Below are 24,896 nucleotides of genomic sequence, written 5' to 3'. Positions count from 1 at the left end.
CGATCTGTAATCAAATGATCACTCGGTCGGGATGGCGCTGCCGTCCGGAGCTTCGACATGCCCGCGCACGGGCACGGAAGGGGACGGCTGTGACGATCCATGTGGACGAGTTGCGCAAGCTGCTCGACACCGGCGAGGGTCAGGAGGTGGAGCTGCCAGGGGAGATGCTCGGCCTTGGGGACGTGTTCCAGCCCTTCTTCCCTGACGGGGTGCTCCGCCTCGCGAGCAGCGATGGCCACTCTGGCGCGCTGCGGGCGGTCGGCGCCGCTGTTACGTCCCTCGCGGACAGGCCGGTCCGTGTATGTGCGACGTTCAGCCATGACGGCTCTGTCGTCACGGCGGTTGCTCTGGACATCGAACTGCCTGCGCCCGGCACGCGCGCGGACGAGCTCGCCCGCGTCCTCGGCGTGGACGTGCCCCATCTGCCCGGCCCCGATGTCGACCGGATCACCCTCGCCAGGAACGGGGCGGGAGCCACACTGGCCGCCGCCGGTCCCCGAGGGCGTGCGGCACTCTCCCAAGACGCTCGCCTGTTCGTCGCCGAGGCCGACGGCTGGCGGATGGTCTGCTGCGAACAGAACCTGACGGAGGATCAGCTCGCGATCCTCGACATCCGTGCGACTGGGGGGCTTGCTGCCGGGTCCTGGCTGGTACTGCCCGACGGCTCGGTCGTTCCGGTGAAGGCCCCCCTCGCGGTGCCCCGCCTCGACGCCTCGCGCGTCGACGGTCTGGGTCGTGTCATGCCCGAGCGCACGGCAACGACCCGGCGGCGCGGCCTGTCCCGTCCCCTGCGCGCGATCGCGACCCGTGACGGATTCGCGGTCTTGGGCGTCCCGGCGCCGGGGCGTGAGCGCGGCTTCAAGCCCATCGGCAACCCCCTGGATGGGCAGGGCCTCGGCATTGACTACAGCACCCCGCCGCTGCGGATCGCGGGGACGCTCACCGTGCTGCCCGCGCAGGCCCCGTACAAGACGATCATCGGGGGTGTGCTGCTGTTCTCATTCGACAGTGGCGACTCCGGCAAGGGCTTGTACGGGACCGGGATGGGCGCCTACGTCGTGCCCCAGGCGGGGACCGACCCGTCGTTCTTCGCTTTCGCCGCCATCGGCAGCAACCCCGGTATCGGGATCCCCGCACTGCGGTTGAACGGCATCGCGGCGGGCATGGGCTGGAACAGCAGGATCCGGGTGCCCGAGGTCGAGGAGATCGGGGTCTTCCCGTTCATCAAGGCCCTGACCAACCCGGGGGCGATCGGCGCGGAGAAGGGCAACCCGGTCAAGATCCTGGGCACCCTCGTGGGTGGCGACAACCCGTGGATCAGGCCCGCCCAGGACGAGTTGTGGGTTGCCGCCGGGCTGGCGTTCACCGTCGCCGAGTTCGTCGAGGGCCGCGCGATGGCCCTCCTGCAGACCGGACCGGAGCTGACCGTGGCCCTGCTGGGCATGGGCGGGGTCGACTTCCCCAAGGGCGGGACCAAGAAGTACGCCAGGGCCGAGATCGGCGTGCGGGCCGTGATCAAACCGCTGCAGGGCGAGCTCGCGATCGAAGCCGCGCTGACCCCCAGTTCCTTCCTCCTCGATCCCAACTGCCGCCTGCGCGGCGGGGTCGCGCTCAAGTCCTGGTTCGGCGAGAGCCCCCATGCCGGCGACCTCGTCCTCAGCGTGGGCGGCTACCACCCCAAGTACCAGGTGCCCGCCCACTATCCCAGGCCCACGCGGGTCGGGTTCGACTGGGCGCTGGGCGGCAACGTCACCGTCTCCGGCAACGCCTACTTCGCCCTCACCCCGGCCGCGGTGATGGCCGGCGGTGACCTCGACATCCAGTTCCACGCCGGCCCGGTGCGTGCCTGGTGCGTGGCCAAGGTGGACCTGCTGATCCAGTGGAAGCCGTTCTACATCGACGCCTCGCTCAAAATCTCCATCGGGGTGTCCGCGTCCATCAAGATCTGGTTCATCCGGATCAGCATCACCATCGAGGTCGGCGTCAGCCTCCAGCTGTGGGGGCCCGCCTTCGGCGGATCCGCCGAGGTCCACCTGTGGTTCATCTCCTTCACCATCAACTTCGGCGCCTCCCGGCCACCCCAGGACCGCTCACTGGACTGGGCCGGGTTCCGTGAGATGCTGCCGCCGCCCGAGAGCGCGGTGCGCGTCCTGCCCGGAGCCGGACTGATCGAGAACACCCAGACGGACGGCACCCGTAGCGACGGCGCCTGGGAGGTCTCCGCCGCCGGGTTCTCCTTCACCACCGACTCCACCGTCCCCGTCACCCAGCTGTACCTGAACACCAAGGCCGGAACACCTGCGGAGAGCGGCAGCCTGCTCAACATCCGGCCCATGCAGCAAACCGGCCGAACCAGCGTGCAGTGCGTCTCGCTCACCCGTGAGGGCGAGAGCGTCGACCTCACCACCTGGTCGCGCGCCAGGACCACCGCCTCGGTGGCCCAGGCCCTGTGGGGGACCGGCGCCGGCAACACGCTTCCGGCCAAGGACGGCGACCAGCTCATCGCGAACCAGCTCACCGGTGTCCGCCTGGCCGCGCCACCGCTGCGCAACGGCACCTCCACCGGCTACATCTCCGAAGAGGCCCTGAAGTTCGACCCCGTCAACCCCGACGGTCACCAGCCGCTCAAGGCAACCGACGGGCCCGTCGGCGCAATCCCCGCACGGCCGTCCGGCGTCATCGCGACGATCGCGACCACGGTGGCCGCCGCCACGCAGATCACCGCCCGCGGCCAGCTCGCCGGCGTGCTCGCCGGGCTCGGCCTGAACCTCGGGCAGCTCGACAACGACCTGAGCGCCTACGCCCGTGCCGCTCAGGCCACCTTCACCGCCGAGCCCATGCTCGTGCCTGCCGCCTAAGAAAGGGGGACTGAGCATGGCCACCGTCGGCCACCGCACCCGGTTCTTCGACCACCGCATCCCGTCCCTGTCCGCAGGCCGCTACCGCATCAACGTCGAGCAGAGCATCACCGGCATCGACACCGGCAGCTCCCTGCCGACCCGCCAGCAGCCCTTCGACGTACGGCAGTTGCGCTTCGCCATCGCCGACACCGATGTTCACGCCTGCTACCCGGTGCCCGGCGCGGTGGGCACCTACAGCCAGCTGCTGCCGCACATCACCCTCGACACCCCCGCCCTGCCCTGGTTCCGGCGTCTCAAGGGCGCCGAGGAGGGCGTGCCGTGGATCGCCCTGCTGCTCTTCCGCGAGGGCGAACTGCCCGAGGACCGCGAGGCGGTGGGCCAGGTCAAGGTCATCACCGTGTGCGACCTGCTCGCCGGACAGGACCACAACCCAGGACAACCACCCGCCATCGCACCCGAGAACGTGTCCGACGACGAGCAGGAACTGGCCTGTCGGACCATCCACGTGCCCGCCGCACTGTTCACCACCGTGTGTCCCAAACCAGCCGACATGGCCCTGCTCGCGCACGTCCGCGAGGGCGGTCCTCCCGACGCCACCATGGGCTCCGACCCCGAGCCGGAGGAGGAGGACCTCAACGCGGTCGTCGTCGCCAACCGCTTCCCCGCCGTCAGCGGCGGCCAGCACGTCGCGCACCTCGTCTCCCTGGACGGCTTCGAGAGCTACCTGAACGGCGGCACACCGCCGGCGCAGGGCCTGCGGATGGTCTCCCTCCACTCGTGGTCCTTCGAGACCCAGGCCGACTCGACGATCGGCTTCGGCGACATCGTCCAGAACCTCGCCGCCGCACCCGAACCGCTCCTACGGCTGCCCCTGCCCGGCACCGCCACCGACCCCGAGGCGCTGGCGCGGTTGAAGGGCGGGGCCACCGCGCTCCCACAGCGCCTGGAGTCCGGCGAGCGCAGCTTCGCCTTCTACCGGGGCCCGTTCACCGCCACCAAGGCCCAGGAGCTCCCGAAGCCCGCAGCACCGCGCCTGGAGTCGCCCGGCGAGGCCCTGATCTACCTGGAGAAGTACGGCGTCTACGACACCGGCTACGCCAGCGCGTTCAGCCTCGGCCGCGCCCTCGCTCTCGCGGACGCGCCCTTCCGCACCAAGCTCATGGAGTTCCGCGCCGCCGCGCGTCGCGCTGCCCGCCGCCTGCTCGCCCACCCCGAACTCGCCGGCACCAGCGCGCGTGCCGCCGCCACCCTCCTGAGCGAGAATCTCGCTCACCGCGGCTTCGACCGGCTGCTCACCGCTGACGGTGCTCTCATGGGCGCCCTCACCCGCACCGGCACCCAACTCGCGGCAGCCCAGCGCCGCGCCGCCGCCCCCTCGACCCGGGTAGCCCCCTTGAGCTCCGCTGACCTGCGTAGTGCGCTGGCCGAGCCGGATGTGCGCGGTGTCCTGCGGGAGGCGAGCGCCATCCAGCTCGACCCGGTCCGCGCGTGGCTGGACCGCCTGCCGCTCCTGGAGATGGTCCCCTTCGAGCACTTGGTACCCGATGCGCGGATGCTGCCGCCGGAGAGCATCCGCTTCTTCCACGTCGACCCGGGGTGGATCCGCGCCGCCGTGGACGGCGCGCTCAGCGTCGGGGTGGGGCACGCGCTGGACGCCGACCTCAACACGCTGGCCACCGGGATCCAGGACGCCCCCGAGTGCGGCGTGCTGATCCGCTCCGACCTCATCCCCAACTGGCCCAAGACCATCATCACCGCGTTCCGCGGCGACACGGTGGTGGAACCCATGCGGCGGGACGTGTACGGCACCGACGTCCTGCTGCTGCTCTACCCCGAGGTCATCGACACCTTCACCCTTGCCGAACCCCCGCAGGGCCTGATGTTCGGCATCGGGGACGTCGGAACCATCGAACTGCGCAAACTCACCGGCACCGACATCGGCTCGCCCATGGGCGAGTTCCCCGACCCGCCCGGCTTCGGCCGCTTCCTGCGCCCGGCCGGCGACGTGCTCGACATCGCGGGCAAGCTCGCCCCCGAACTCGCCCGCGCGCACAACCTCCCCGCGTTGTCGCCGGCCCGGTTCGCCCTTCAGATGATCAAGGCACCGCAGATCCAGACCTTCGCCCGGCCCTGACCCGCCACCCCGGAACGGACCTTCACACGATGCCCAACAACACCCTCGTGGTGCCGGTCGAGGTGGCCGCGCTCGCAGTCAACGCGCAGACCCGCGACACCGACGGCACGTACGTCATCCAACGCTGGCAGGCCAACTTCCGCTCCCTGACCGAGGACAACCAGCCGCCCGAGCCGCTGCCGTTCCAGGGCACCGAGATCTGGCGCGACAAGCCCGAGCGGCTCGGCGTCTACCTGCAGTGGCAGCTCCCCGAAGCGCTGTGCCAGGGCCACCAGGACAGCGAGAGCGGCGAGATCGGCGACTTCCCCCTCGTCCCCAACCGCTGGCTCGTGGTGCGCCGCTCCAACCGCGCCATGACGTCCTGGATCGTCGAAAGCGACTACCTCGACCCCCAGAACGGCGCCGTCTCCTACCTCGACCCCGACGCCGCCACCCCCACCGCGACGAAGGCCGGGCGCCGCCACGACCTCACCGTCCAGGCGCCGTGGCGCGAACCCGCAGACGCCCGCGAACCGTTCCTCACCGCGCTCGGCCCCGGCCTGCTCACCTTCTCCGTCTACCAGCCCTACAACCTCAACGTGTTCTCCATCCACGACACGCTGGCGGACATCGAGGGAGACGACCGGCTCAGCTACTACGTCACCGGCTGGTACTCCCAAGAGGGCAAAGACATCCTCGCCGGCACCGAGGACTACACCCACCTCCTCGACCGCCTCCACTGGAGCCTGCCGCCCGGGATGGGCAGCCCTCGCCGCTCCCTCTACACGGGCACCGCCTTGGGCATCGACTGGAAACCGAACGGCGGCATCCCCGTCTCCGACTGCCCCGGCCCCGCCAAGATCGCCGTTGCGATCGGTAACAGCGCCGCCGAGGCCGCCGCCGTCCTCCAGGAACAGGCCGCCGGTCCCGGCTCCCTGAACGCCGACGACGCCCGCCTCTACCGGGCGTTCCTCCTCGGCGTCCTGGACGAACTGGACCGATCCGACGGCGACCTGTTCCCCGAACGCACCGCCCACCAGGGCGGCTTCGGCCCCGTCCCCGGCGGCTACACCTGGCGCGTCGTCGACCGCGGCGACCCGAACGCACTCCCCCCGCTCTCGGCCGGCGAACGCACCCGCCAACTACGCCTCGAACAGGACGTCACCGCCGGCCTCAACACCAAGCAGGCCGACCTCGACGACCTGGAACGCAAACTGGCCGGCGCCCAGGAACACCTGTACAACGTCTGGTCCCTGGCCCAGGAGAAGAAGCAACCCGACTTCTTCGCCCGCCGGAGCGCCGCCGAGCTCAACCCCGCCAATCCCGACGGCGCCGCCGGAAAGGTGGCCGACCTCGCCGCCCAACTGCGCGACAGGCGCACCGAGATCCCCTGGGCGAACGATCCGGACACCCTCGCCGAGCGGGCCCGCGCCTACGCCGCGGACCAGGGCCTGCGCGGCGCCCGCGTCCTGCAGCGCGTCCCCCTCGACCCCTACGAGCAGCACGCCGACCCCGTCATCATGCTCCAGGGCGCCAACCTCAACGCCCCCATGACCCGCGGCTCCAGGCTGCCGTGCCGCACCGAGGAACGCCTGGTCACAGCGGTCGGCTCCATCACCGCGCTGAGCGTGGCCGCCGACGTCGCCAAGGTCAACACCGCCCACCTGCCCGAGGCGGTACCCGCGCTGGTCACCGAGTTCTGCATCCTCGACCAGGCCCGCAAGACCGGCGCCAACCTCAACGCCGCCACCGGCACCCTGCCAGCCCTGGGCACTGATCCGTGGCGCCAGCCCTGGCAGCCGCTCTACCTGATGTGGCGGGCCGAATACACCGCCATCCCCTATCAGGCGAACAACGGCACGGCCCACTGGAGCTTCGACGGCAACCGCTACCGCTGGAAGGGCACCGGCGACCTCACCTACGCCGTCACCGCCGGCGGACGCCAGACCCTCGCCCCCACCAGCGGCCACGACCAGGACGGAAAGCTCGCCGGCTACGCCGCCGGCCGCGGCGACCTCCCCGACGAACTCATCCAGCAGCTGCGCCAACAGGCTCGAAGCCTCGACCAGCTCTCCCAGCGCCTGGACGGCCTGAGCGCCGAGGTCGCCCAGCGCGAAGCACGCACCACCCTCCGCCCCACCGGGGCGATCCGCGGCCTGATCGGCGACGCCGACCGCCAGGCACCCGACCCCGGACCACAACCGGTCTTCGAGTGGGACGACTGGGAGCCCACCGACTTCCAGGAGCTGCGCTCGGGCCACCTCGCCTTCGCCGCCCTGTCCGTGGTCGACCGATTCGGCCGCGCGGTCAACCTGATCGACAACCCGCAGCACTTCCGGCCCTTCCGCCCCCAGACGATGGTCCCCGACCACTTCGTCGGCGAGATGGACCGGGACCGCTACATCGAACTGGGCCCGCGCCTGCTCCAACCCGCCCGCCTGCACTTCGACTTCCTCTCCGCACAGCGCGACGAGCCCGTCGACCTCACCCCCGGCACCAACCCCGTCTGCGCCTGGCTCCTGCACAACCGACTCGACAAGTCGATCGCCTGCTACGGCCCCGAGGGCCACGCGCTCGGCGACCTGCGCACCGTGCTGTCCGCCAACGGACAGCGGATCGTCGCATGGACCGCACTGCCCGGCTCCGACATCCAGGAACTCGACCAGCTCGCCGCCCTCTCCCCGCACGCCCACCGCTTCCTCGCCGCCATCCAACAGCGCGGCCCGGCCGTCCTCGACGCGGTGCGCGCCCACCTGGACGCCGTACTGGCAACCATCGACCCCGACGGACCGGCCGACGAGAGCCTGGCCTTCCTCCTCGGCCGCCCCCTCGCCCTCGTCCGCGCCCGCCTCGACCTGGAACTGTCCGGCCCGCCGCGCACTGACGTCACCTGGAAGAACGTCCTCAACCCGCCCCAGCCCAAGATGCCGCACTACCAGTGGACCGTGCGCCTGGGTGAGGCCCGGCAGACCGACGACGGCCTCATCGGCTACGTCCTCGACAACGACTACACCCACTTCGAAACCGTCATCACGCCGAGCGGCGACTCCGCCGGCTACCTGCGGCCCATCGACAAGGGCCAGCGCCTCCAACTCGCCTTCAACTCCGCCAGCACCGCCCTCGTCACCCTCCTCCTCGACCCGAGGGCGGCCGTCCACGCCACCACCGACATCCTGCCCGTCACCGCCATCCACCTCCCCCAGGAGTTCACCACCCACGCATTGGCGAACATGGCGGTCAGCTTCCGCGCAGGCCCCCTCCTCGCCGCCACCACCAACGACGGTGCCGCCCTCCTCCCGCACCCAGCCACCGCGACCGGCACCTGGACCTGGACAGAGCGCGCCGCCGACGCGTGGGCGTCCATGCCCATCACCGTCCCCGACCCCACCGGTCTTCCGATCGGTCAAGACCCCCAGATCCGCTCCGGCTTCCTCGTCCTGGACGAGGCCGCCGCCGTAACCCGACACGAGGAAGCACACTGATGAGCACCGTTTCCCAGACCGCGGCAACCGGCTCCGAAGATGCCGAAGCCGCCGCCACCGCCCTGGAGTTCAGCCTCAGCACCAACCCCGACCCCATCCGCGTCTCCCCCAACACGGGGGACCCCCAGCGGGCCGACCTGGTGATCGTCGGCAGCCGCCGCAGCGGCGAGGCCATCGAATGCAACAAGATCGTCGTTGTCATCCCGACCGGCCCCAACTCCCCCGACCTCGCCCTCGATCTGGAGGGCATCGACCCCCAGACCAGCCTCAAGGACTGGACAGCGACCACCAACGCCCAGGCGAAGACGATCACTTTCGCCCCCACCTCCGGCCATGCGACCATCAGCCGCGACGAGGGCCTCACCGTCCAGCTCATGGGCGTGCGCATCAACCGCCAGGTCGGCACCGCTCCGCTCCTCATCCAGGTCTACTCACGCCCGGCCGGCTCCAGCGAGTCCTTCCTGCCGGACACCACGACGCTGGAGATCGGCAAGTTCCCCGCCGACTTCTACCTGCGCAACCTCATCGCCAAACCGCCCATCATCAACAACGGCGAAACCGTCACACTCACCTGGGAAGCCGGCGGCGTCTCCTCCCTGCGCCTGCTGTACGACACCACCGACGTCAACGTGCTGGACAAGAGCACCTACACGCTCAACAACGTCGGCCACACCACCCAGTTCTACCTGCGCGCCACCGTCCAGATCGGCAACGGCACCGCCGAACGCATCCTCAACACCACCGCCACCGTCCGTGTCCCGGACCTCGAAGTCGGCAGCCTCTTCGTCCGCGGGGCCATCTCCAACCTGCGCTACGGCACCGAGGGCAACTCCTCATCCGCCCCCTGGTCGCAAGCGAACGTACCCACCCTCTTCGGCCACTCCATGCCCACCCTCTTCAAGTACAACAACCAGTTGCACTTCGTGGCCAGCGCCTTCCAGCGCCAGGAACCGCTCTGGGCCACCCTCCACGGCGACACCTGGATCATCACCCCCACGAACCTGCCCCCCGCAGCCTGCGAAGAACCCGCCTTCCTCGAAGTCAACAACAAGCTCTACTGCGTCTACCGCACCCCGGACAACGCCATGCACCGGACCATCGGGACAGCGGACCCCACGCAACCCGGACAGCTCGCTTGGAGCACCCCCACTCGCATCACCACAAAGAACTGGACAACCACCCACAAACCGACACTTGTGCAACTGCTGACGGGCCCCAACTGCGGGTTCCGCCACCCGGACGGATCGATCTACTTCGGCGCCATCATCGACGACACACCGCCGGAGCCCACGAACATCCCCGTCAAGACAACCCACGGGCCAGCTGCGGCCAGCACCCTGCTCGGGCCTCAGTTCGCCTACAGGGCAGAGGACGGCGCAGTCCGCGTCACTCTGGTGACTGGAGACGGTGCCCCCATCCCCGGAGCGCGAACGAGCGACGGGCCAGCATTCGTCCCGTACCTGACAGGGGTGGCTTGCGCCTACCGCGACGAGAGCGGGAAACTCCGGTACTCAGCCAACGTCCTCGGCTCCTGGTTGCCGTCCGACGACATCTCCCCCCTCCCCGGCACCGGCAGCCCGTCAGTGGTCGCACTCAACGGCAGGCTGCACGCCATCTACCGGTAGTTGGGCCACAGGCGAAAACCAGGCCGTACCGGAATGGCTGGCACCCACGTGCTCCCACCGGACTTCCGGTACGGCCACCTTCCTCGGCTGGCAGGCGGCGTCTCTGCGTCCAACTGTCGCCAAGCGTCGTCTGCGACCTCTTCGGCGTCACAGTCAGCAGAACCGACCACTAGTGCAGCGCCGCGTTGATCCTTCGGGAGTTCATGCGGCTTTGAGTGGGCTGCCGTCGTAGGTCCAGCGGTAGGGCTTGGCGTCGTGTTCGTCGTAGGCCAAGACGAAGGTGGCGCTCGACGATGCCGGCAACTGGGGGGCCAGGGTGGTCGGGTTACTGGTGCGCGACTCGACCAGCGCGGTCAGGAGGGCGCGGTGGGTGGGGTGCGCCATGCGGTCGGGGGTGAGGTAGGCGATGTCGTCCAGGCGTTGGCGGTCGCGGAGGGCGGCACCGAATCGCACTGGACACATACGTGATCCCCAAATGGGGATCAACTCCGGTCGCTCGCATCCAGTTCGATGGCATCGCCAAGTGGCTCGGCGACATCCTCGCGGACTCCGTATCCAACGGAAAACCCCTCTCCGCGAGCACCATTCGGAAGATCCACGTCGTCCTTAAGAGAGTGCTGGACCATGCAGTGCGTGCGCGCCGGATTGCTTATAACCCGGCAATCGGAATCCCGCTCCCTCGCTACGTCCCGCCGGAGCACGTCTACCTGGAAAACATGCAGCAGGAAACCCTGGTGGCGCCCGCTCTCGTCAACCCATGGCATGCCGTGTCCCTCGCGGCCCTGGAGTACAGCACCAGGGTTCGCGGCCTGTGACGCAGTGTCAAGACTTCGCGACAACCGGTGCGACCCGCAGCTCAAGGCGGCGCGCACCAGCCGCCGCACGCCGGATCAGGGGTGCTCAGGCAGGTCGGTGAGCCGCTCGACCTGGGTGACCGTCCCGTTCACCGAGTCGACCGCGCACCTCGACCAGTCCAGCTTGCCGCGCGCCCAGCTCGTCCAGGACGACCCGGTGGAACTTGGCCCACACCCGGGCCCTGCTCCATTCGGTGAATCGCCGGTGGGCGGTCGGCCCGGACGGGCCGAAGCAGGGCGGAAGCTGGGCCCAGGTGCACCCGGACGTCGCGACGAACACGATCGCCACCAGCGCCTCCCGGTCGCCGTAGCGGCGCCCGACCACCGCCCTGTGGGCGGGTCGGCGCCGCCGGCACCACCAACTGGAACAGCTCCCACAACTCGTCCGGCACCAAGCACTCCACGATCGTCACGGAAGCAGCCTGCAAGCCCAAATGAGATGTCTTTTCAATGTGCTTCGGGCCGTGGTGCTGGCCCTTTCGAGCTAGCACCACGGCCCTCTGACCTGCATGTTTGCTGTGGGCGCGGACGGTTTCGAACCGCCGACATCCGCCCTGCAAATGCAGTGATCGATGCGTTTGCGCTACGCTCGAATCACTAACACAGCGATCACTGCGAATGTTGCCTTGCCTGTCGACCACTACTCCCCACCGCCCGATACAGCCTTCACCCCGCCGCATCAGGAGACACCGTGACGACTGCCAGCAGGATCAAGAAGCACCGCCAGATTCAGCGATCGGACCACACGACGATCCGCTACACAGCCAGCGGTCCGACCGGAGGACCGGTCCTGGCCCTCATCCACGGCTGGGCGTGCGACCGCGGCGACTTCGATGCGGTGACCGACCATCTGCCCGAGGACCACCGCGTCCTGGCGATCGACCTCGCCGAGCACGGCGAGTCGCGGTCGACGCGGGAGGTCTGGACCATGGAGGAGTTCGCCCGCGACGTGGCCGCCGTCCTGGAAGCCGAGTCGGTGGACACAGCGGTCGTCGCCGGCCACTCCCTCGGCGGGGCGGTCGCCGTCGAAGTCGGCCGGCTGCTCCCGGACACCGTCTCGCAGGTCGTCGCACTCGACGCACTGCACTACCTGTCCCTGTTCCCGGCGCTGAGCGAGGAACAGGCCGAGGCGACGGTGAACGCGTTCCAGACGGACTTCGCCGCCGCCGTACGGGGCCTCGTCGAGGGGGGGTCACCGGCCGGGACGGACCCGGCGCTCAAGGACGCGTACACCGAGAAGATGGCCGCGGTGCGCCAGCCCGCGGGCCTGCGGGCCATCGAGGGCCTGGTGCGCTGGGACATGGACGCGGCGCTGCGCGAGACGAGGCAGCCGATCACCGTGTTCGCGATACGTGACCTGGTGACACGGGAGGCGATCGACCGCTACCGGGACCGCCTCGACATCGTGCTCATCGACCTCGGCAGCCACCACTTCCCGGCCGAGGCCCCCGAGGAGACGGCGAAACTGCTCTCCGGCGCCAGGTTCTGACTCGGCATCAGCTTTCTTGAACGCCGCTGCGGGCCGTGGGTCCGCCACGGCCCGCACCTCATCGCCGCGACAGCCCGGCGCTCCGTCTCGCCCCGCTCCCGCCGCCTGCCAGCCACTTCCCGAGGAAGAGAGCCCCCGCTGCGCCTGCGGGACGTCACCGTTCCCCATCGCCTGTGGATGTCCCCGATGGCCCAGTACGCCGCGGGCCCCGACGGGAAACCGACCGACTGGCATCTCGTGCACTACGGCGCACGAGCGGTCGGCGCGGTCGGCGCGGTCGGCGCGGTCGGCGCGGTCGGTCTGATCATGGTCGAGGCCAACGCCGTGGGCCCGCTGCACCGGACCGGCGGACCTCGGCATCTGGAACGAGGAGCAGGCCGCCGCTCACCGGCGCCTGACCTCGTTCATGCGCGAGCGCGGCACCGTCCCAGGGGTGCAGTTGCAGGCCGCGGGCAGGAAGGGTCGCACCAACTGCCCTGGGTGGGCGCGGGGCAGAACGGTTCCGTGAGCGCGGCCGAGGGAGGCTGGCGGACGTTCGGCCCGTCGGCGGTCCCCTTCGGCGACCTGGACGCACCCCGGCAGGCCGACCGCGCCGACCTCGACGAGGTGGTCGAGGCGTTCGCCCGCGCGGCCCGGATGGCCCACCTGGCCGGGTACCAGGTCGTCGAGATCCAGGCCTCGCACGGATACCTCCTGCACGAGTTCCTCTCACCCCTGTCCAATCACCGGACGGACGAGTACGGCGGCAGCCTCCGGAACCGGACGCGCCTCGCGCTGCGCGTGGCCCGCGCCGTCCGGGAGGCCTTCCCGGCGGAGAAGGCCGTCTTCGTCCGGATCACCGCCACGGACTGGGTCGAAGGCGGCGTCGGCATCGACGAGGCGGTGGCGTTCGCCGAGGAGCTGGCGGCCGTGGGCATCGACTTGCTCGACGTCACGTCCGGACTGGTGGTGCGGGACCACGAGGCCCGCCCGCCGACGAGGGAGGGGGTCCACGTCGAGTTCGCGGCACGGCTCAAGGACGCCACCGGACTCGCGGTCGCCGCCGGACAGATCGGCGACGTGTCGCTGGCCGGCGAACTGGTGGCGAGCGGGCAGGTGGACGCCGTGATGACAGGGCGCCCCTCCTCCGCGACCCCTACTTCGCCCTGCGCGCGCGCCCTTCGGACCAGGCGGCCTGGCCCCACCAGTACCGACGCGCTCTCTGACCGCTCCTCTGGTCCTTCCGGGCCGATGCCCCCTGACCACGACCGGTCAGGGGGCATCGGCGCTCGTGCGCAGGTGGGTGGGCGGGCGGGCGGGCGGTGTCTCAGGTGGCGATGGTGGCGAAGGGTTCGAGGCCGTAGGTCCGGGCGTAGCCGTTCTCGGTGCCGACGAGGAGGTCGACGACCTCGAAGTAGCGGTCCCAGAAGGGGGTTTCGCGCAGTGCGTCGACGAGGAGCTGGTAGGCGTGGTGGTCGTCGGCCTCCCACACCCAGACGTCGGTGACGCGAGCGGAGTAGAACTCCGTGTCGTAGAAGCGTGACCGGACGCCGGTGGTCCTGGCCTTGATGGCCGGCAGGACCTGGGTGGTGAAGGCGTCCACGCGTTCCTGAACGGTCAGGGCGAGCCATTCGGGCATGGTCTTGACCAGCATGAACGCCGTGACCGGCGGTTCGGACTTCTCAGCGGACATCGGGGTGCCTCCAAAGCGGCAGGTGGTGGTGGTCCTGGTTCGCTGTTCGCCGGGCTCCGTGGTGCGCCCGGCACGGGGTGCTGGACTTCAGGAGAGGACGGCGGGCTTGAGGGTCCGGGCGCACCACTGCTCGAAGCGGGTGGGGGAGGCGGTGTCCGGGGTGCGGGCGACGCCGGCGTCGAGGCCCTCCTCCTTGGCCCGCTTCATGTCGACCACGCCCCGGGCGAACGCCTCGTTGAGGCCGTAGCCGACGAGGGTGGTGTACAGCTCGTCGAGCGACTGGCGTTCGTAGCGGACGGGGCGGCCGAACTGCTCGGTCATGAGGCGGGCCAGGTCGTTCGGGGACAGGTCCTGCGGCCCGAGGACCGGGACGCTGCCGGTGCCGGTCCACGAGCGGTCCAGCAGCAGGTCGGCGGCGGCGGCCGCGATGTCGGCGACGGCGACGAAGGGGGCCTTGCGGTCGGCGTCGACGGAGTCGGTGAAGACGCCCTTCTCGCGGATCGAGTCGGCCTCCTCCAGGAGGTTCTCGAAGAAGGACGGGTTGGCCAGGGCCCGGTAGGAGACGCCGGTGCCGGCGATGAGGTCGTCCATCGCGAGGGAGGCGGTGACGAGGCCGGCCCGGTCGGCGAGCGGGGTGCCGCGGCCGAGCGCGGAGACGCCGACGACGTGGCCGACGCCGTGGGCGACGAGCGCCTCGACGGCGGCGCGGGTGAAGCCGCTGTAGGCGTCGTGCGGGGTCAGGGAGGAGTCCGGGGGGACGAGCCAGAAGACCGCGTCCGCGCCCTCGAAGGCCCGGTCGAGGACCTCGGCGTCCGCGTGGGAGCCGGTGACCACGTCGACGCGTCCGTGCGCCGCGTCCGGGAGCCGGGCGGGATCGCGCACGATGACGCGCAGTTCCTCGCCCGCGGCGGGGGCGGACTCCAGGAGCTGGGAGAGCAGGTGGCGGCCGATGTTCCCGGTGGGACCAGTGATGACGATCATGAAAACCTCGTAGCTCGTGCTGGTTTCGATATGCCCTCATCCTGCTGAGATCCGCCGTGCTGCCACAATGGGAACTTCAGCACGGAATCATTGACTGAAATGGAATAATGCTGGTGAGCAGCCCCGATCCGGTCATCGACGCCAATCTCGCCATCGCCCTGGATGCTCTGCTGACCGAGCACAGCGTGACCCGCGCCGCCGCGCGACTGCACACCTCGCCCGCCGCCATGAGCCGCACCCTGGCCCGGCTGCGCCGCATCCTCCAGGACCCCCTCCTGGTCCGGGCCGGGCAGGCCATGGTTCCCACGCCGCGCGCCCAGGCCCTGCGCGAGGAGGCCGCCACCGTGGTGCGCAGCCTCGGAGCGCTGCTCAGCCCCGGTACGAGCGTCGACCCCGCCGGCCTCCGCAACACCTTCACCCTCCAGGCCGCCGACCTGGTCGGCGCGGCACTGGCCCACGGGCTGCTGCAACTGGCCCGGCGGGAGGCGCCGGGGGTCTCGTTCCGGATCCGGGCCGAAGAACTGGAGGCCGGGCCCGCCCTGCGCGACGGCCGGATCGACCTGGAGGTCGGATCCATCGACCACGTGGACCCCGAAACCCGGGTCGAGGAACTGGTCAGCCTCCGCATGGTCGCGGCCGTCCGGGCCGGCCATCCGCTCACCGAAGGGCCGCTGACCCCGGCCCGGCTCGCTGCCGCCCACCACATCGCGGTCAGCCGCCGCGGCCGGTTCACCGGCCCCCTCGACACCGCCCTGGCCGAGCAGGACCTCCACCGGCGGGTCAGCGTCGTCCTGCCCAGCCACCTGGCCGCGATGACCCTCGCCACCCGCAGCGACCTCGTCTGCCTGGTACCCGCCGCACTCCCCGGCGCCGCCCCCTCGCCCCTCACCCACGACGCCGGCGCCCTCGGACTGCACCTCCTCGACATCCCCCTGGCCCTGCCGCCGCTGACCATCGGCATGGCCTGGCACCCCCGGCACACGGCCGACGGGGCCCACCGCTGGCTCCGCGACGCCGTCCGGCAGGTTCTCCGCACGCCGGCGGCAGCCGCCGGGCCCACCGCGGCGGACGCGATCGGGCTCGCACAGGACGACACCGGCCCCGCATAGGACGCGACTGGCCATAGGACGCCGCCCCGGCCCGCGCGGACGCATGCCCGTGGGCAACAAGGCCGCGGACCGGACGACAAGCCGAGGTGTCCCGCTCCGCAGCCGGGTGTCTACTCGCCGGAGTCGGTCACCGACGCCCGGCCCGGATCCGTGTCAGGCGTTCCCGGACGACGCGCTACACCGTGCTGGCCGATCCGGAGGGAAACGAGTTCCGCCCGGACTGAACGACGGGGAACTTCACCCCGGTGAGGTCTTCGGAGACGGCCCACAGCCGCTGCTGGACGACCACCTCGTACGACTCCGGGCTCGAGGTGACCAGCCGGGGGTGGCCCATGAACTCGCCGCGTCCGCCGGGACCGTAGTACTGGCCGCCGAGCGCGGCGGGGTCGGCGGCGGCCCGAAGGGTCGGCAGCGCGCCCATCGCCGGCTTCTGGGTGATCAGCGGCGCGAGCCAGGTGAGCGGAAGCCGGAAGGCCGCGGGGAGGTTGCGGGCGAGCTCGGTGCTGGACACGCCGGGGTGCGCGGCCACCGCGACGGTGGTGCCGTGCGCGGCGAGCCGACGCTGCAGCTCGTACGTGAACATCAGGTTGGCCAGCTTGGACTGACCGTAGGCGGCGGCCCGGCTGTACGACCGTTCCCACTGCAGGTCGTCGAAGTGGATCGCGGCCCGGATGCGGTGGCCGGTGCTGCTGACCGTCACCACGCGCGAGCCGGGCACCGGCAGCATCAGGTCCAGCAGCAGCCCGGTGAGCGCGAAGTGGCCGAGGTGGTTGGTGCCGAGCTGCATCTCGAAGCCGTCCCGGGTGGTCTGCTTCGGGGTGTACATCACTCCGGCGTTGTTGATCAGCAGGTCGATCCGGTCGAGCCGGGACCGCAGCGCCGCCGCCGCGGTCCGGACGGAGTCGAGCGAGGTCAGGTCCAGCGCCTGCACGGTCACGTCGCCGGTCATGCGGGCCGCGGCCTGCTCGCCCTTCTCCACGTTGCGCACGGCGAGCACCACGGACGCCCCGCGCTCGGCGAGCGCCTTGGCGGTCTCGTACCCCAGTCCGGTGTTGGCCCCGGTCACCACGGCCACCCGCCCGCGCTGGTCCGGAATGTTCGCCGTCGTCCACTTCTCGCTCATGCCAGGCTCCCGACCAACTAACGTACCGAAGGTATCTTGCGCACGACGTTAAAGTACTTTCGGTACGTTGTCAACGTACCGCAGGTACCTAAGTTAGGCTGGTGATCATGACTTTCCAGCGGGCGCGAACCGAAGAGCAGCGGGAGATGCGTCGACGGGCGATCCTCGACACGGCGTCGGCGATGCTCGACGAGATGCCCGTGGCCGCGGTCACCCTGAACGAGCTCAGCCGCCGGGTAGGCCTGGCGAAGCCGAACGTGCTGCGCTACTTCGAGTCTCGCGAGGCGGTCCTGCTGGAACTGCTGGACCACTTCCTGCAGGAGTGGCTGACGGAACTGGCAGGCGAGTTGGCGGCCGGCATCGACGAAAACCTGCCCATGGCCGAGCGCGCGGCAGGGGTGGCCGAGATCCTCAGCCGCTCACTGTCCAGCCGGGCGGTGCTGTGCGACCTCTTCGGCGCACAGGGCAGCGTCCTGGAACGCAACGTCTCCGTCGAGGTCGTGGCCCGCTACAAGCGCGCCTCCCTGGACCGCCTGACAGCCATGACCGCCCTGGTCCTGAAGTACCTGCCGGAGCTGGGCGAAAACGCAACACTGTTCAGCCTGCAGACCATGGTCATGGCCGGCGCGCTGTCGGCGTACAGCACACCCCCGCCCAGCCTGCGGGCGGCCTACCAGGCCGAGCCCGACCTGGCCCGCTTCCACCTGGAGCTGGAGGACTACTTGAAGCTGGCCCTGACCGCAACCCTCCTGGGCGTGCTACCCCGCCGCTGACCTGCGGTGCACTGAACTGAGGGGCCTCAGAGCTGGACGGGCAGGTGGCGGGGTCCGCGGAGCATGGCGTTCTGCCGGTAGGGGGGCGGATCCTGGACCAGGCGTGCCGCGCCGAGGCGGGGGATCAGCGCACCGAGCGCGGCCTCGGCCTCGATGCGGGCGAGCGGTGCGCCGTAGCACAGGTGGATACCGCTGCCGAAGCCGAGGTGCTGGTTGTCCGGGCGGGTGGGGTCGAACCGGTCCGGCGCGTGGAACCGCTTGGGGTCGCGGTTGCCCGAGGCCAGCGCGAGCACGACGGAGGCGCCTGCGGGGAGGGTGGTGCCGCCGACGTCGATGTCGGCGAGGGGGATGCGCTGGCGCATGTGGACCGGGGGTTCGTAGCGCAGCAGTTCCTCCACCGCTCGCGGCAGCAGCTCCGGTTCGCGACGCAGCTGGTCCAGCTGCTCGGGCTGACGCAGCAGGGTGAGCACCCCGTTGGCGATCAGGTTCACCGTGGTCTCGTGTCCGGCGATGAGCAGCAGCACCGCGGTTTCCGCGAGTTCTTCCCGGGTGAGACGCAGGGCCGGGTCCGGTTCGTTGACGAAGGCGGAGAGCAGGTCGTCGCTCGGATTGCCACGGCGCTTCTCGGCGAGGCCCGCCAGGTACCGGCCCATCTCGCCCCGCGCCTGCTCGCCCGCCTCAGCGCCCGCCTCGTCCCGCCCGGAGGAGTCCGCTTCGGGCCGGACGTCGGCGGACGCGACGAGCGCGTCGGACCACGCCCTGAAGAGCGGCTCGTCCTCACGCGGCACGCCGAGCAGGCGGCAGATCACCGTGACGGGCAGCGGGTAGGCGAGGTCGTCGACGATGTCGATCCGGCCGCCCGCCTGGAACGGCTCCATCAGTTCCCCGGTGAGCTGGACGATCTCGCCGCGCATGGCATCGACCCGGCCCGGGCTGTGCGGGGGGCCGAACGGCCGCATGGCCAAGGTGCGCAGTCTGTGGTGCTCCGGGTCGTCGAGCCGCAGGAACGGCGGCTTGTGCGTCGTCTCGCCACAGGTGCGGGGATCGACACTCATCCGTGGATCGTGGAGCAGGGCGGCGACCTCGTGGTAGGTGCCGATCAGGTAGCTGCCGTCTGCCTGCCGGACGACGGGACCGGCCTCGCGCAGTTCCGCGTACAGCGGGTAGGGGTCGGGGCGGTTCGCGTAGTCGGTGATCCGTGCCAGCAGGGTGTCGGAGTCCATGGTGGCTCCTCGTCGTTGGGCGGGACGTGGGTCAGCCGCGGGGCTGCACCACGGTCAGTCGACGGTCGGGCAGGTATCCGGTGAGCGCCACGGTGGGGCCGTGGGACAGCCCCTTCGGATCCGGCACGTCGGACGGAATCGGGATGTCCGCCGCGAGCGCGCGGTCCGCCGCGCCGGGCGGGGGCGGGAACGGCGCAGCCGTCTCGATCAGGTGCCGGTAGTAGTCGAGCGACTTGGCCATGTCGACGGTGACCGCCGCGGTGACCCGCCCCTGGTAGCCGTAGACCATCGCCAGACGGCGCGCCTCCAGAGAACCCTGGGCGATGACCACGTGGTCGGAGAAGGTGGGCACGCCCACCGACTTGATGTTGAGCCCGAACTGGGTCGACCAGAACGTCGGGAGGGCGAGGTGCGGGCGCCGCAGCGGCCCTGGACTGACCATGTTGTGGGCCGCCACCCCGGCCTGTTCGACCGCGTTCCCCCAGTGTTCGAGGGAGAGCATCTGGTAACCGAACAGCGGGTGGGGGAAGCGGGAGACGTCGCCGGCGACGAAGACGTCGTCAGTGACGATTCCGTACATGTTGAAGGCGCGGCAACCGGCGTCGCAGGCGATTCCGCGCGGGCCCGCCGCCAGGCCGGAATCCGCCAACCACTCGACGTTGCGGACCGCCCCCAACGCCACGACGCACACGTCCGCCTCGACGCGGCTGCCGTCGGACAGCTCCGCGCCGGTGAAGCGGCCGCCGCCGTCCCCGCGCAGGGCGGTGACCGTCACGCCGGTGCGCAGGTCCACACCGTGGTTGCGCTGCATGGCGGCCGCGAGTTTCGCCAGGGTGCCGCCCAGCGCGCCCACCAGAGGTGCGGGGCCGCGTTCGGCGACGGTGACGTCCAGTCCGCGTTCCCGGCAGGCCGAGGCGATCTCCGAACCGGTGAAGCCGCCGCCGATCACCAGCACCCGCCGTGGCCCGGCGGCCAACCGCTCGGCCAAACCGCCGGCGTCCTCGCGGGTACGCAGGGTGAACACCCCGTCCAGGGCGGCCTCCTGCGGATGGGGCCAGGGCCGCGCCCGGGTCCCGGTGGCGATCAGCAACCGGTCGTACGGCAGCGACTCGCCATCGGCCAGCATCACCCGCTTCCCCAGGGGGTCCAGGCCGGTGGCGCGTACGCCCAGCCGCCACTCGGCGTCCGGATCCCGGCGCATCGGCAGCCCGGTGGAGTCCGCCGCAGCGTGGCCCAGCAGCACCTGCTTGGACAGCGGCGGCCGGTCGTAGGGCGGATGAGGCTCGTCGCCGACCACGGTCAGTGAGCCGGTGAACCCCTCCTCCCGCAGCGCCTCCGCGGCCCTCAGCCCGGCCAGCGACGCGCCGACGACAACGATCCGGCCCTCTGTCTGGTAACCGGCCCTCTGGTCACCGGCTCCCTGGTCACCGGCCATCAGCGCTCACCTCCTCGCCGAGGAGGATGGCCTGGACCGGGCACGCCGCCGCGGCCTGGCGCACGCGCTCGACCTGGTCATCGGGGACAGCCGGGGCGTACAGCAGTCCCTCCTCGCCGTGCAGCTGGAACACCCTCGGCGCGAGGAACACGCACTGTGCGTAGCCCTGGCAACGCGTGAGGTCCACAACGGTCCGCATCCCCATCCCCACCACTTCCTCTGCCGCCGTACCCCCCTCTCTTCCAGCATGGAACGAGAGCCGGACGCGCGCAGCACGGGCCGAGAACCGGTGCCGGTACGCGCACCTGGCGCGAGGAGCGCAGTACTGGCTTCAGTCCCTGTCGGGGGCGTGCAGGGCGAGGGTGAAGCTGAAGCGGTCGCCGCGGTAGAGGGTGCGGACCTGTTCGAGGGGGTGGCCCGCGGCGTCGCGGCTGCGGCGGTGGAGCAGCAGCATGGGCAGGGCGGGCGGGGTGCCGATGAGCAGGGCTTCGCGGGGGGTGGCGAGGACCGTCTCGATGCGTTCGTCGGCGCCGCCGAGCCGCACACCGCACTCGCGCAGGTAGCCGTAGAAGGAGCCTTCGGGGTCGAACTCCCGCTCCAGGCGCGGGACCCGGGCGACGGGGACGTAGGTGGACTCCAGGCCGACGCGTTCCTCGTCGGCGCGCAGGACGCGTTCCAGGTGCCAGAGGGATTCACCTTCGGGGACGGCGAGGTGCTGGGCCATGGGCGGGTCGGCGGGGAGGCGGTCGAGGGTGATGAGCGTGCGGCCGGGGCGCAGGCCCTGGCGGGTGACGCCTTCGGTGTAGCTGGCGAGCGAGAGCGGCTGTTCGATCTTGGGGCCGGCGACGACGGTGCCGCGGCCCTGGCGGCGCAGGCGGCCTTCGAGGAGGAGATCGCGCAGGGCCTGGCGGACGGTGGCGCGGGCGACGTGGTGGCGTTCGGCGAGGTCGGCTTCGGTGGGCAGGCGCCCGCCAGGGCCCAGTTCGGCGATGAGGTCTTCGAGTTGGGCTTTGACCAGGTAGTACTTGGGCACCCGGCCGTGGTCGGGGACGCCGGAGCGGGCGGGGGCGACGGGGGGCCGGGGGGTGCCGTGGTTCACCGCGCCACCTTACCGAGCGGCGGTCCGGCGCCGTCGGGTGGCGGTTCCGCGCCCCTGAGATCACGGAATGGTAACCGGTCTGGACTGAATTTCGGCGGTTGTTCATACAACCGTGGATCCGGGGAGGGCTCCTCCTCGTACGGGCGCCCCATCCTCGGTGCCGGTGCAACCGCACCGCGTCGCCCCCCAGTTGGGAGCCCCCGTGCGCATTCCCCGCTCCACCCGGACCGTCACCGTGGCCACCGCCGTAGCCGCCGCGGCCACCGTGCTGCTGCCGTCGGCGCCCGCCGGCGCCTCCCCCGCCGCCGCGCGCATCGCGGCCGCCCCCGCCTACAAGGGCCTGCCGGACGGCACCAAGCAGGCCAAGACCCTGGTCATCGGCGTCGACGGCACCCGCTACGACAAGCTGGCGGCCGCCGACGCGCCCAACCTCAAGGCGCTGATGGCCGGCGGCATGACCGCCACCAGCAACCTGTACGCCAACCCGCTGGCGCCGACCCTGTCCGGGCCGGGCTGGTCGACCATCGCCACCGGCGTGTGGCCCGACAAGCACCAGGTCAAGGACAACGCGTTCACCGGCGCCCGGTTCGACCAGTACCCGGACTTCGCCAGCCGCCTGGAGGCCGCCGACCCGGCCGCCTCCACGCTGGTGATCGGCTCGTGGAACCCGATCACCGGCAACGTCTTCAACGGCAAGGCGGACCTGCGGATCGCCGAGAACGAGAACGACGCCAAGACCGCCTCCGACGCCGCCGACTACCTCGCCCACGGCAACCCGGACGCCGCCTTCCTGCACTTCGACGGGATCGACGAGGCCGGGCACGCCTCCGGCGGCGCCAGCGCCCAGTACGCGGCCGCCATCCACACCGTCGACGCGCTCGTCGGCCAGGTCGTGCAGGCCGTCAAGTCCCGCCCCGCGTACGGCTCGGAGGACTGGCTGATCGTCGTCACCACCGACCACGGACACACCGACGCCGGCGGGCACGGCGGCAACAGCGCCAACGAGCGGCAGACCTTCGTGATCGCCGACGGCGCCGGCTACCCGGCCGGCTCCCGGCGCTACGACGTCAAGCCCGTGGACATCGCGCCGACCGTCCTCAAGCACGAGGGCGCGGCGATCGACCCCGCCTGGCGCCTGGACGGGCAGCCGATCGACGAGATCGCCCCGGACGCCTTCGACGCGCTGCGCCCCGCCCTCCAGGGCCGGGTCGACGAGACCGGCATCCCGGCCGCGGTCCGCGGCTGGACGCACACGCCGCCCACCGGCTGGAGCATCGACAACTCCCGGATGCCCAGCGGCGGGGTGACGGAGTGGCGCGGCTGGGCCTTCGCCACCGACGAGTTCTGGAGCGCCACCCAGCTCGGGCAGAGCCGCGAGACCAACGTACGGGCCCGCAACGTCTTCGCGGTCGCCGACTCCGACGAGTGGGACGACAAGACGCACGGCGCCGGCCAGTTCGACTCCACCCTGGTCAGCCCGGCCTACCCGGTCGCCGGCCTCGGCCGGGCCACGCTGTCCTTCGCGACGAACTACAAGGTCGACGGCCCGCAGACCGGCGACGTGTACGTGGTCTTCGACGACGGCGCCCCGCAGCTGGTGAAGTCCTACCGCGCCGACCTGAACACCGTCGAGCACCTGCCCGTCACCGTGCCGGCCGGCGCCACCACCGCGCGCCTGCAGTTCCGCTACACGGGCACCAACAGCGCCTTCTGGACGGTCGACCAGGTCTCCTTCGGCGCCTGACACCACCACCTGCCCTCCCGCCGCCCCGGCCCCCGGGGCAGCGGGAGGGCAGGGTGGCGGGGGGCGACGCCCACCACGCGGTACGGCGGCCTCCCGGAGCGGAGTTCGGCTGTCAGACCAGGCAGAACTCGTTTCCTTCCGGGTCGGCCATCACCACATGATCGGGCCTGCCGTCCAGCTCCTCCTCGCTGACCACGGTCGCGCCCGCGGCGGTCAACCGCTCCACCGCCTCGACCACGCGCGGCCATCGCACCTCCCACGGTGTTTCACGGCCGCCACCGACCTGGACGTCCACGTGCACCCGGTTCTTCACCGCCTTCGGCTCCGGCACCTTCAGGAAGGACATGGTGGGGCCCACCCCGTCGGGATCACAGAGGTACGCGCCGTCATCCCACTCGCCCTCCGGGATTCCGTAGTGGGAGAGCCATTCCTCCCAACTCCCGAATCCCGCAGGTGCGGGCTTCTCCGCATAGCCCAACGCCAGTGCCCAGAACTCGGCCAGCTTCGCCGGGTGCGCGCAGTCGATCGTCAAGCTCCACCTGGTCGCCATGCGGTCCTCCTCCGATCGGATGCCGCGACGGTACCGCGCACCTCTGACACTCGCGGCCGGTGAGCCGCCCGGTGGCGCGACCGGCGCCGTCACGACCCTCGGCGCGCACCGGCCGGGTGGCCCCCGCTGGCCGGTACGGTACCGGCGTGACGGGAACTCAGGACACCGTGCTGGTGGTGGTCCGCGGGCCGAGCGGGGCGGGCAAGTCGAGCGTCGCCGCGCGGCTGCGCGCCGCGTACGGACGGGGTGTGGCCGTCGTCGCCCAGGACGTGCTCCGGCGCACCGTCCTGCGCGAGCGCGACCTCCCGGGCGGGGCGAACATCGGCCTCATCGACCTGGTCGCCCGGCACGCCCTCGACCACGGCTTCCACACCGTCGTCGAGGGCATCCTCGCCGCCGAGCGCTACGGCCCGATGCTCGCCCGGCTCGCCGCCGACCACCGCGGCCGCAGCCACCTGTACCACCTCGACGCCGACTTCGACGAGACCGTGCGCCGCCACGCCACCCGCCCCCAGGCCGGCGAGTTCTCCCCCGAGGACATGGCCGGCTGGTACGAGCCCCACGACCTCCTGCCCGGCGGCCTCGAACGCGTCGTTCCGCAGCACAGCACCCTCGACGAGACCGTCGAGCAGATCCTCACCGACACCCGTCTCGCCCCACCCGGCTGGACACCCCGCCCCTGAGGACGGGAAGCCGGGCCCCTGCACCCCTCCCCCGACAGGCGGGACGGCCCGGCCAGTTCGCCGCGCTCGGACCCGGCTGA

General features: G+C 71.2%; 20 protein-coding genes and 2 pseudogenes. 11 read left to right on the top strand and 11 right to left on the bottom strand.

Going from position 1 to position 24,896, the window contains the following annotated elements; all coding sequences use genetic code 11:
- Positions 1-89: 89 nt before the first annotated feature.
- The 4 genes from ACFVX9_RS10200 to ACFVX9_RS10185 are packed head-to-tail and all read left to right on the top strand — an operon-like array spanning position 90 to position 10,081.
- Positions 90-2,858 (top strand): DUF6603 domain-containing protein, encoded by a 2,769-nt coding sequence (locus ACFVX9_RS10200; RefSeq protein ID WP_387981252.1) that lies wholly within the window; start codon positions 90-92, stop codon positions 2,856-2,858.
- Positions 2,859-2,874: 16 nt separating this feature from the next.
- Complete coding sequence (locus tag ACFVX9_RS10195; RefSeq protein WP_387981251.1) at positions 2,875-4,995, top strand: hypothetical protein; 2,121 nt, start codon at positions 2,875-2,877, stop codon at positions 4,993-4,995.
- Positions 4,996-5,024: 29 nt separating this feature from the next.
- Positions 5,025-8,456 (top strand): hypothetical protein, encoded by a 3,432-nt coding sequence (locus tag ACFVX9_RS10190; RefSeq protein WP_387981249.1) that lies wholly within the window; start codon positions 5,025-5,027, stop codon positions 8,454-8,456.
- Positions 8,456-10,081, top strand: a complete 1,626-nt coding sequence (locus ACFVX9_RS10185; RefSeq protein ID WP_380480298.1) for a hypothetical protein — start codon at positions 8,456-8,458, stop codon at positions 10,079-10,081. The genes ACFVX9_RS10190 and ACFVX9_RS10185 overlap by 1 nt, the downstream gene beginning before the upstream one ends.
- A 201-nt stretch (positions 10,082-10,282) precedes the next feature.
- On the opposite strand, the gene ACFVX9_RS10180 is transcribed toward ACFVX9_RS10185, so the two are convergent.
- Positions 10,283-10,543, bottom strand: a complete 261-nt coding sequence (locus ACFVX9_RS10180; RefSeq protein WP_380480296.1) for a hypothetical protein — start codon at positions 10,541-10,543, stop codon at positions 10,283-10,285.
- Positions 10,544-10,545: 2 nt separating this feature from the next.
- On the opposite strand from ACFVX9_RS10180, the gene ACFVX9_RS10175 reads away from it, so the two are divergent.
- Positions 10,546-10,896 carry a hypothetical protein gene (locus ACFVX9_RS10175; RefSeq protein WP_380372275.1) on the top strand — a complete coding sequence of 117 codons (351 nt, stop codon included), beginning with the start codon at positions 10,546-10,548 and terminating at the stop codon, positions 10,894-10,896.
- A gap of 126 nt (positions 10,897-11,022) precedes the next feature.
- Here the strand turns inward: ACFVX9_RS10175 and ACFVX9_RS10170 are convergent.
- A pseudogene (locus ACFVX9_RS10170) lies at positions 11,023-11,348 on the bottom strand (transposase); the annotation flags it as partial.
- A gap of 278 nt (positions 11,349-11,626) precedes the next feature.
- On the opposite strand from ACFVX9_RS10170, the gene ACFVX9_RS10165 reads away from it, so the two are divergent.
- The gene (locus ACFVX9_RS10165; RefSeq protein WP_387981246.1) at positions 11,627-12,424 is read left to right on the top strand and encodes an alpha/beta fold hydrolase; all 798 of its coding nucleotides are present in this window, start codon (positions 11,627-11,629) and stop codon (positions 12,422-12,424) included.
- A gap of 384 nt (positions 12,425-12,808) precedes the next feature.
- Here the strand turns inward: ACFVX9_RS10165 and ACFVX9_RS10160 are convergent, their stop codons facing one another.
- Entirely contained in the window at positions 12,809-13,108 is a 300-nt protein-coding gene (locus tag ACFVX9_RS10160; RefSeq protein WP_387981298.1) for a hypothetical protein, read from the bottom strand.
- Here ACFVX9_RS10160 and ACFVX9_RS10155 point away from each other — a divergent pair.
- Positions 13,061-13,501, top strand: a pseudogene (locus ACFVX9_RS10155) (NADH:flavin oxidoreductase/NADH oxidase); the annotation flags it as partial. The gene ACFVX9_RS10160 and the pseudogene ACFVX9_RS10155 overlap by 48 nt on opposite strands.
- Positions 13,502-13,730: 229 nt before the next feature.
- Here ACFVX9_RS10155 and ACFVX9_RS10150 read toward each other — a convergent pair.
- Together ACFVX9_RS10150 and ACFVX9_RS10145 are read right to left on the bottom strand one after the other, a co-directional pair.
- Positions 13,731-14,096, bottom strand: coding sequence for a darcynin family protein (locus ACFVX9_RS10150; protein WP_380480288.1), 366 nt, complete (start codon positions 14,094-14,096; stop codon positions 13,731-13,733).
- Positions 14,097-14,183: 87 nt separating this feature from the next.
- A complete protein-coding gene (locus ACFVX9_RS10145; RefSeq protein WP_387981244.1) occupies positions 14,184-15,077 on the bottom strand; it encodes an NAD(P)H-binding protein in 894 nt (297 codons plus the stop codon).
- Between the two features lie 107 nt (positions 15,078-15,184).
- Between ACFVX9_RS10145 and ACFVX9_RS10140 the strand changes: the two genes are divergently transcribed.
- The gene (locus tag ACFVX9_RS10140; RefSeq protein ID WP_387981242.1) at positions 15,185-16,186 is read left to right on the top strand and encodes a LysR family transcriptional regulator; all 1,002 of its coding nucleotides are present in this window, start codon (positions 15,185-15,187) and stop codon (positions 16,184-16,186) included.
- 175 nt (positions 16,187-16,361) lie between these two features.
- Here ACFVX9_RS10140 and ACFVX9_RS10135 read toward each other — a convergent pair whose 3' ends face one another.
- Positions 16,362-17,309, bottom strand: a complete 948-nt coding sequence (locus tag ACFVX9_RS10135; protein ID WP_387981240.1) for an SDR family NAD(P)-dependent oxidoreductase — start codon at positions 17,307-17,309, stop codon at positions 16,362-16,364.
- A gap of 107 nt (positions 17,310-17,416) precedes the next feature.
- On the opposite strand from ACFVX9_RS10135, the gene ACFVX9_RS10130 reads away from it, so the two are divergent.
- On the top strand, positions 17,417-18,082 hold the full coding sequence (locus ACFVX9_RS10130; protein WP_387981238.1) for a TetR/AcrR family transcriptional regulator: 666 nt from the start codon (positions 17,417-17,419) through the stop codon (positions 18,080-18,082).
- 26 nt (positions 18,083-18,108) lie between these two features.
- Here the strand turns inward: ACFVX9_RS10130 and ACFVX9_RS10125 are convergent, their stop codons facing one another.
- From ACFVX9_RS10125 to ACFVX9_RS10110, 4 genes are all read right to left on the bottom strand, one after another.
- Positions 18,109-19,305, bottom strand: coding sequence for a cytochrome P450 (locus ACFVX9_RS10125; protein ID WP_380372297.1), 1,197 nt, complete (start codon positions 19,303-19,305; stop codon positions 18,109-18,111).
- Positions 19,306-19,336: 31 nt separating this feature from the next.
- Positions 19,337-20,740, bottom strand: a complete 1,404-nt coding sequence (locus ACFVX9_RS10120) for an NAD(P)/FAD-dependent oxidoreductase (protein ID WP_380372299.1) — start codon at positions 20,738-20,740, stop codon at positions 19,337-19,339.
- Positions 20,730-20,939 (bottom strand): ferredoxin, encoded by a 210-nt coding sequence (locus ACFVX9_RS10115; protein ID WP_063352161.1) that lies wholly within the window; start codon positions 20,937-20,939, stop codon positions 20,730-20,732. Before ACFVX9_RS10115 ends, ACFVX9_RS10120 begins: the two co-directional genes overlap by 11 nt.
- 132 nt (positions 20,940-21,071) lie before the next feature.
- Positions 21,072-21,839 carry a GntR family transcriptional regulator gene (locus tag ACFVX9_RS10110; protein WP_380480277.1) on the bottom strand — a complete coding sequence of 256 codons (768 nt, stop codon included), beginning with the start codon at positions 21,837-21,839 and terminating at the stop codon, positions 21,072-21,074.
- Positions 21,840-22,041: 202 nt separating this feature from the next.
- Between ACFVX9_RS10110 and ACFVX9_RS10105 the strand changes: the two genes are divergently transcribed.
- The gene (locus ACFVX9_RS10105) at positions 22,042-23,583 is read left to right on the top strand and encodes an alkaline phosphatase family protein (protein WP_387981235.1); all 1,542 of its coding nucleotides are present in this window, start codon (positions 22,042-22,044) and stop codon (positions 23,581-23,583) included.
- A 112-nt stretch (positions 23,584-23,695) separates the two neighbouring features.
- On the opposite strand, the gene ACFVX9_RS10100 is transcribed toward ACFVX9_RS10105, so the two are convergent.
- Complete coding sequence (locus tag ACFVX9_RS10100; protein ID WP_387981233.1) at positions 23,696-24,133, bottom strand: VOC family protein; 438 nt, start codon at positions 24,131-24,133, stop codon at positions 23,696-23,698.
- A 146-nt stretch (positions 24,134-24,279) separates the two neighbouring features.
- Here ACFVX9_RS10100 and ACFVX9_RS10095 point away from each other — a divergent pair, with 146 nt between their 5' ends.
- Complete coding sequence (locus tag ACFVX9_RS10095; RefSeq protein ID WP_387981231.1) at positions 24,280-24,816, top strand: AAA family ATPase; 537 nt, start codon at positions 24,280-24,282, stop codon at positions 24,814-24,816.
- Positions 24,817-24,896: the final 80 nt, after the last annotated feature.

It is taken from the genome of Kitasatospora sp. NPDC058243 (genome assembly GCF_042882025.1).
In the GTDB taxonomy this organism is placed as follows: domain Bacteria; phylum Actinomycetota; class Actinomycetes; order Streptomycetales; family Streptomycetaceae; genus Kitasatospora.
Note: the sequence above shows the minus strand (reverse complement) of the source record. Positions and strands in the feature narration are given on the sequence as shown.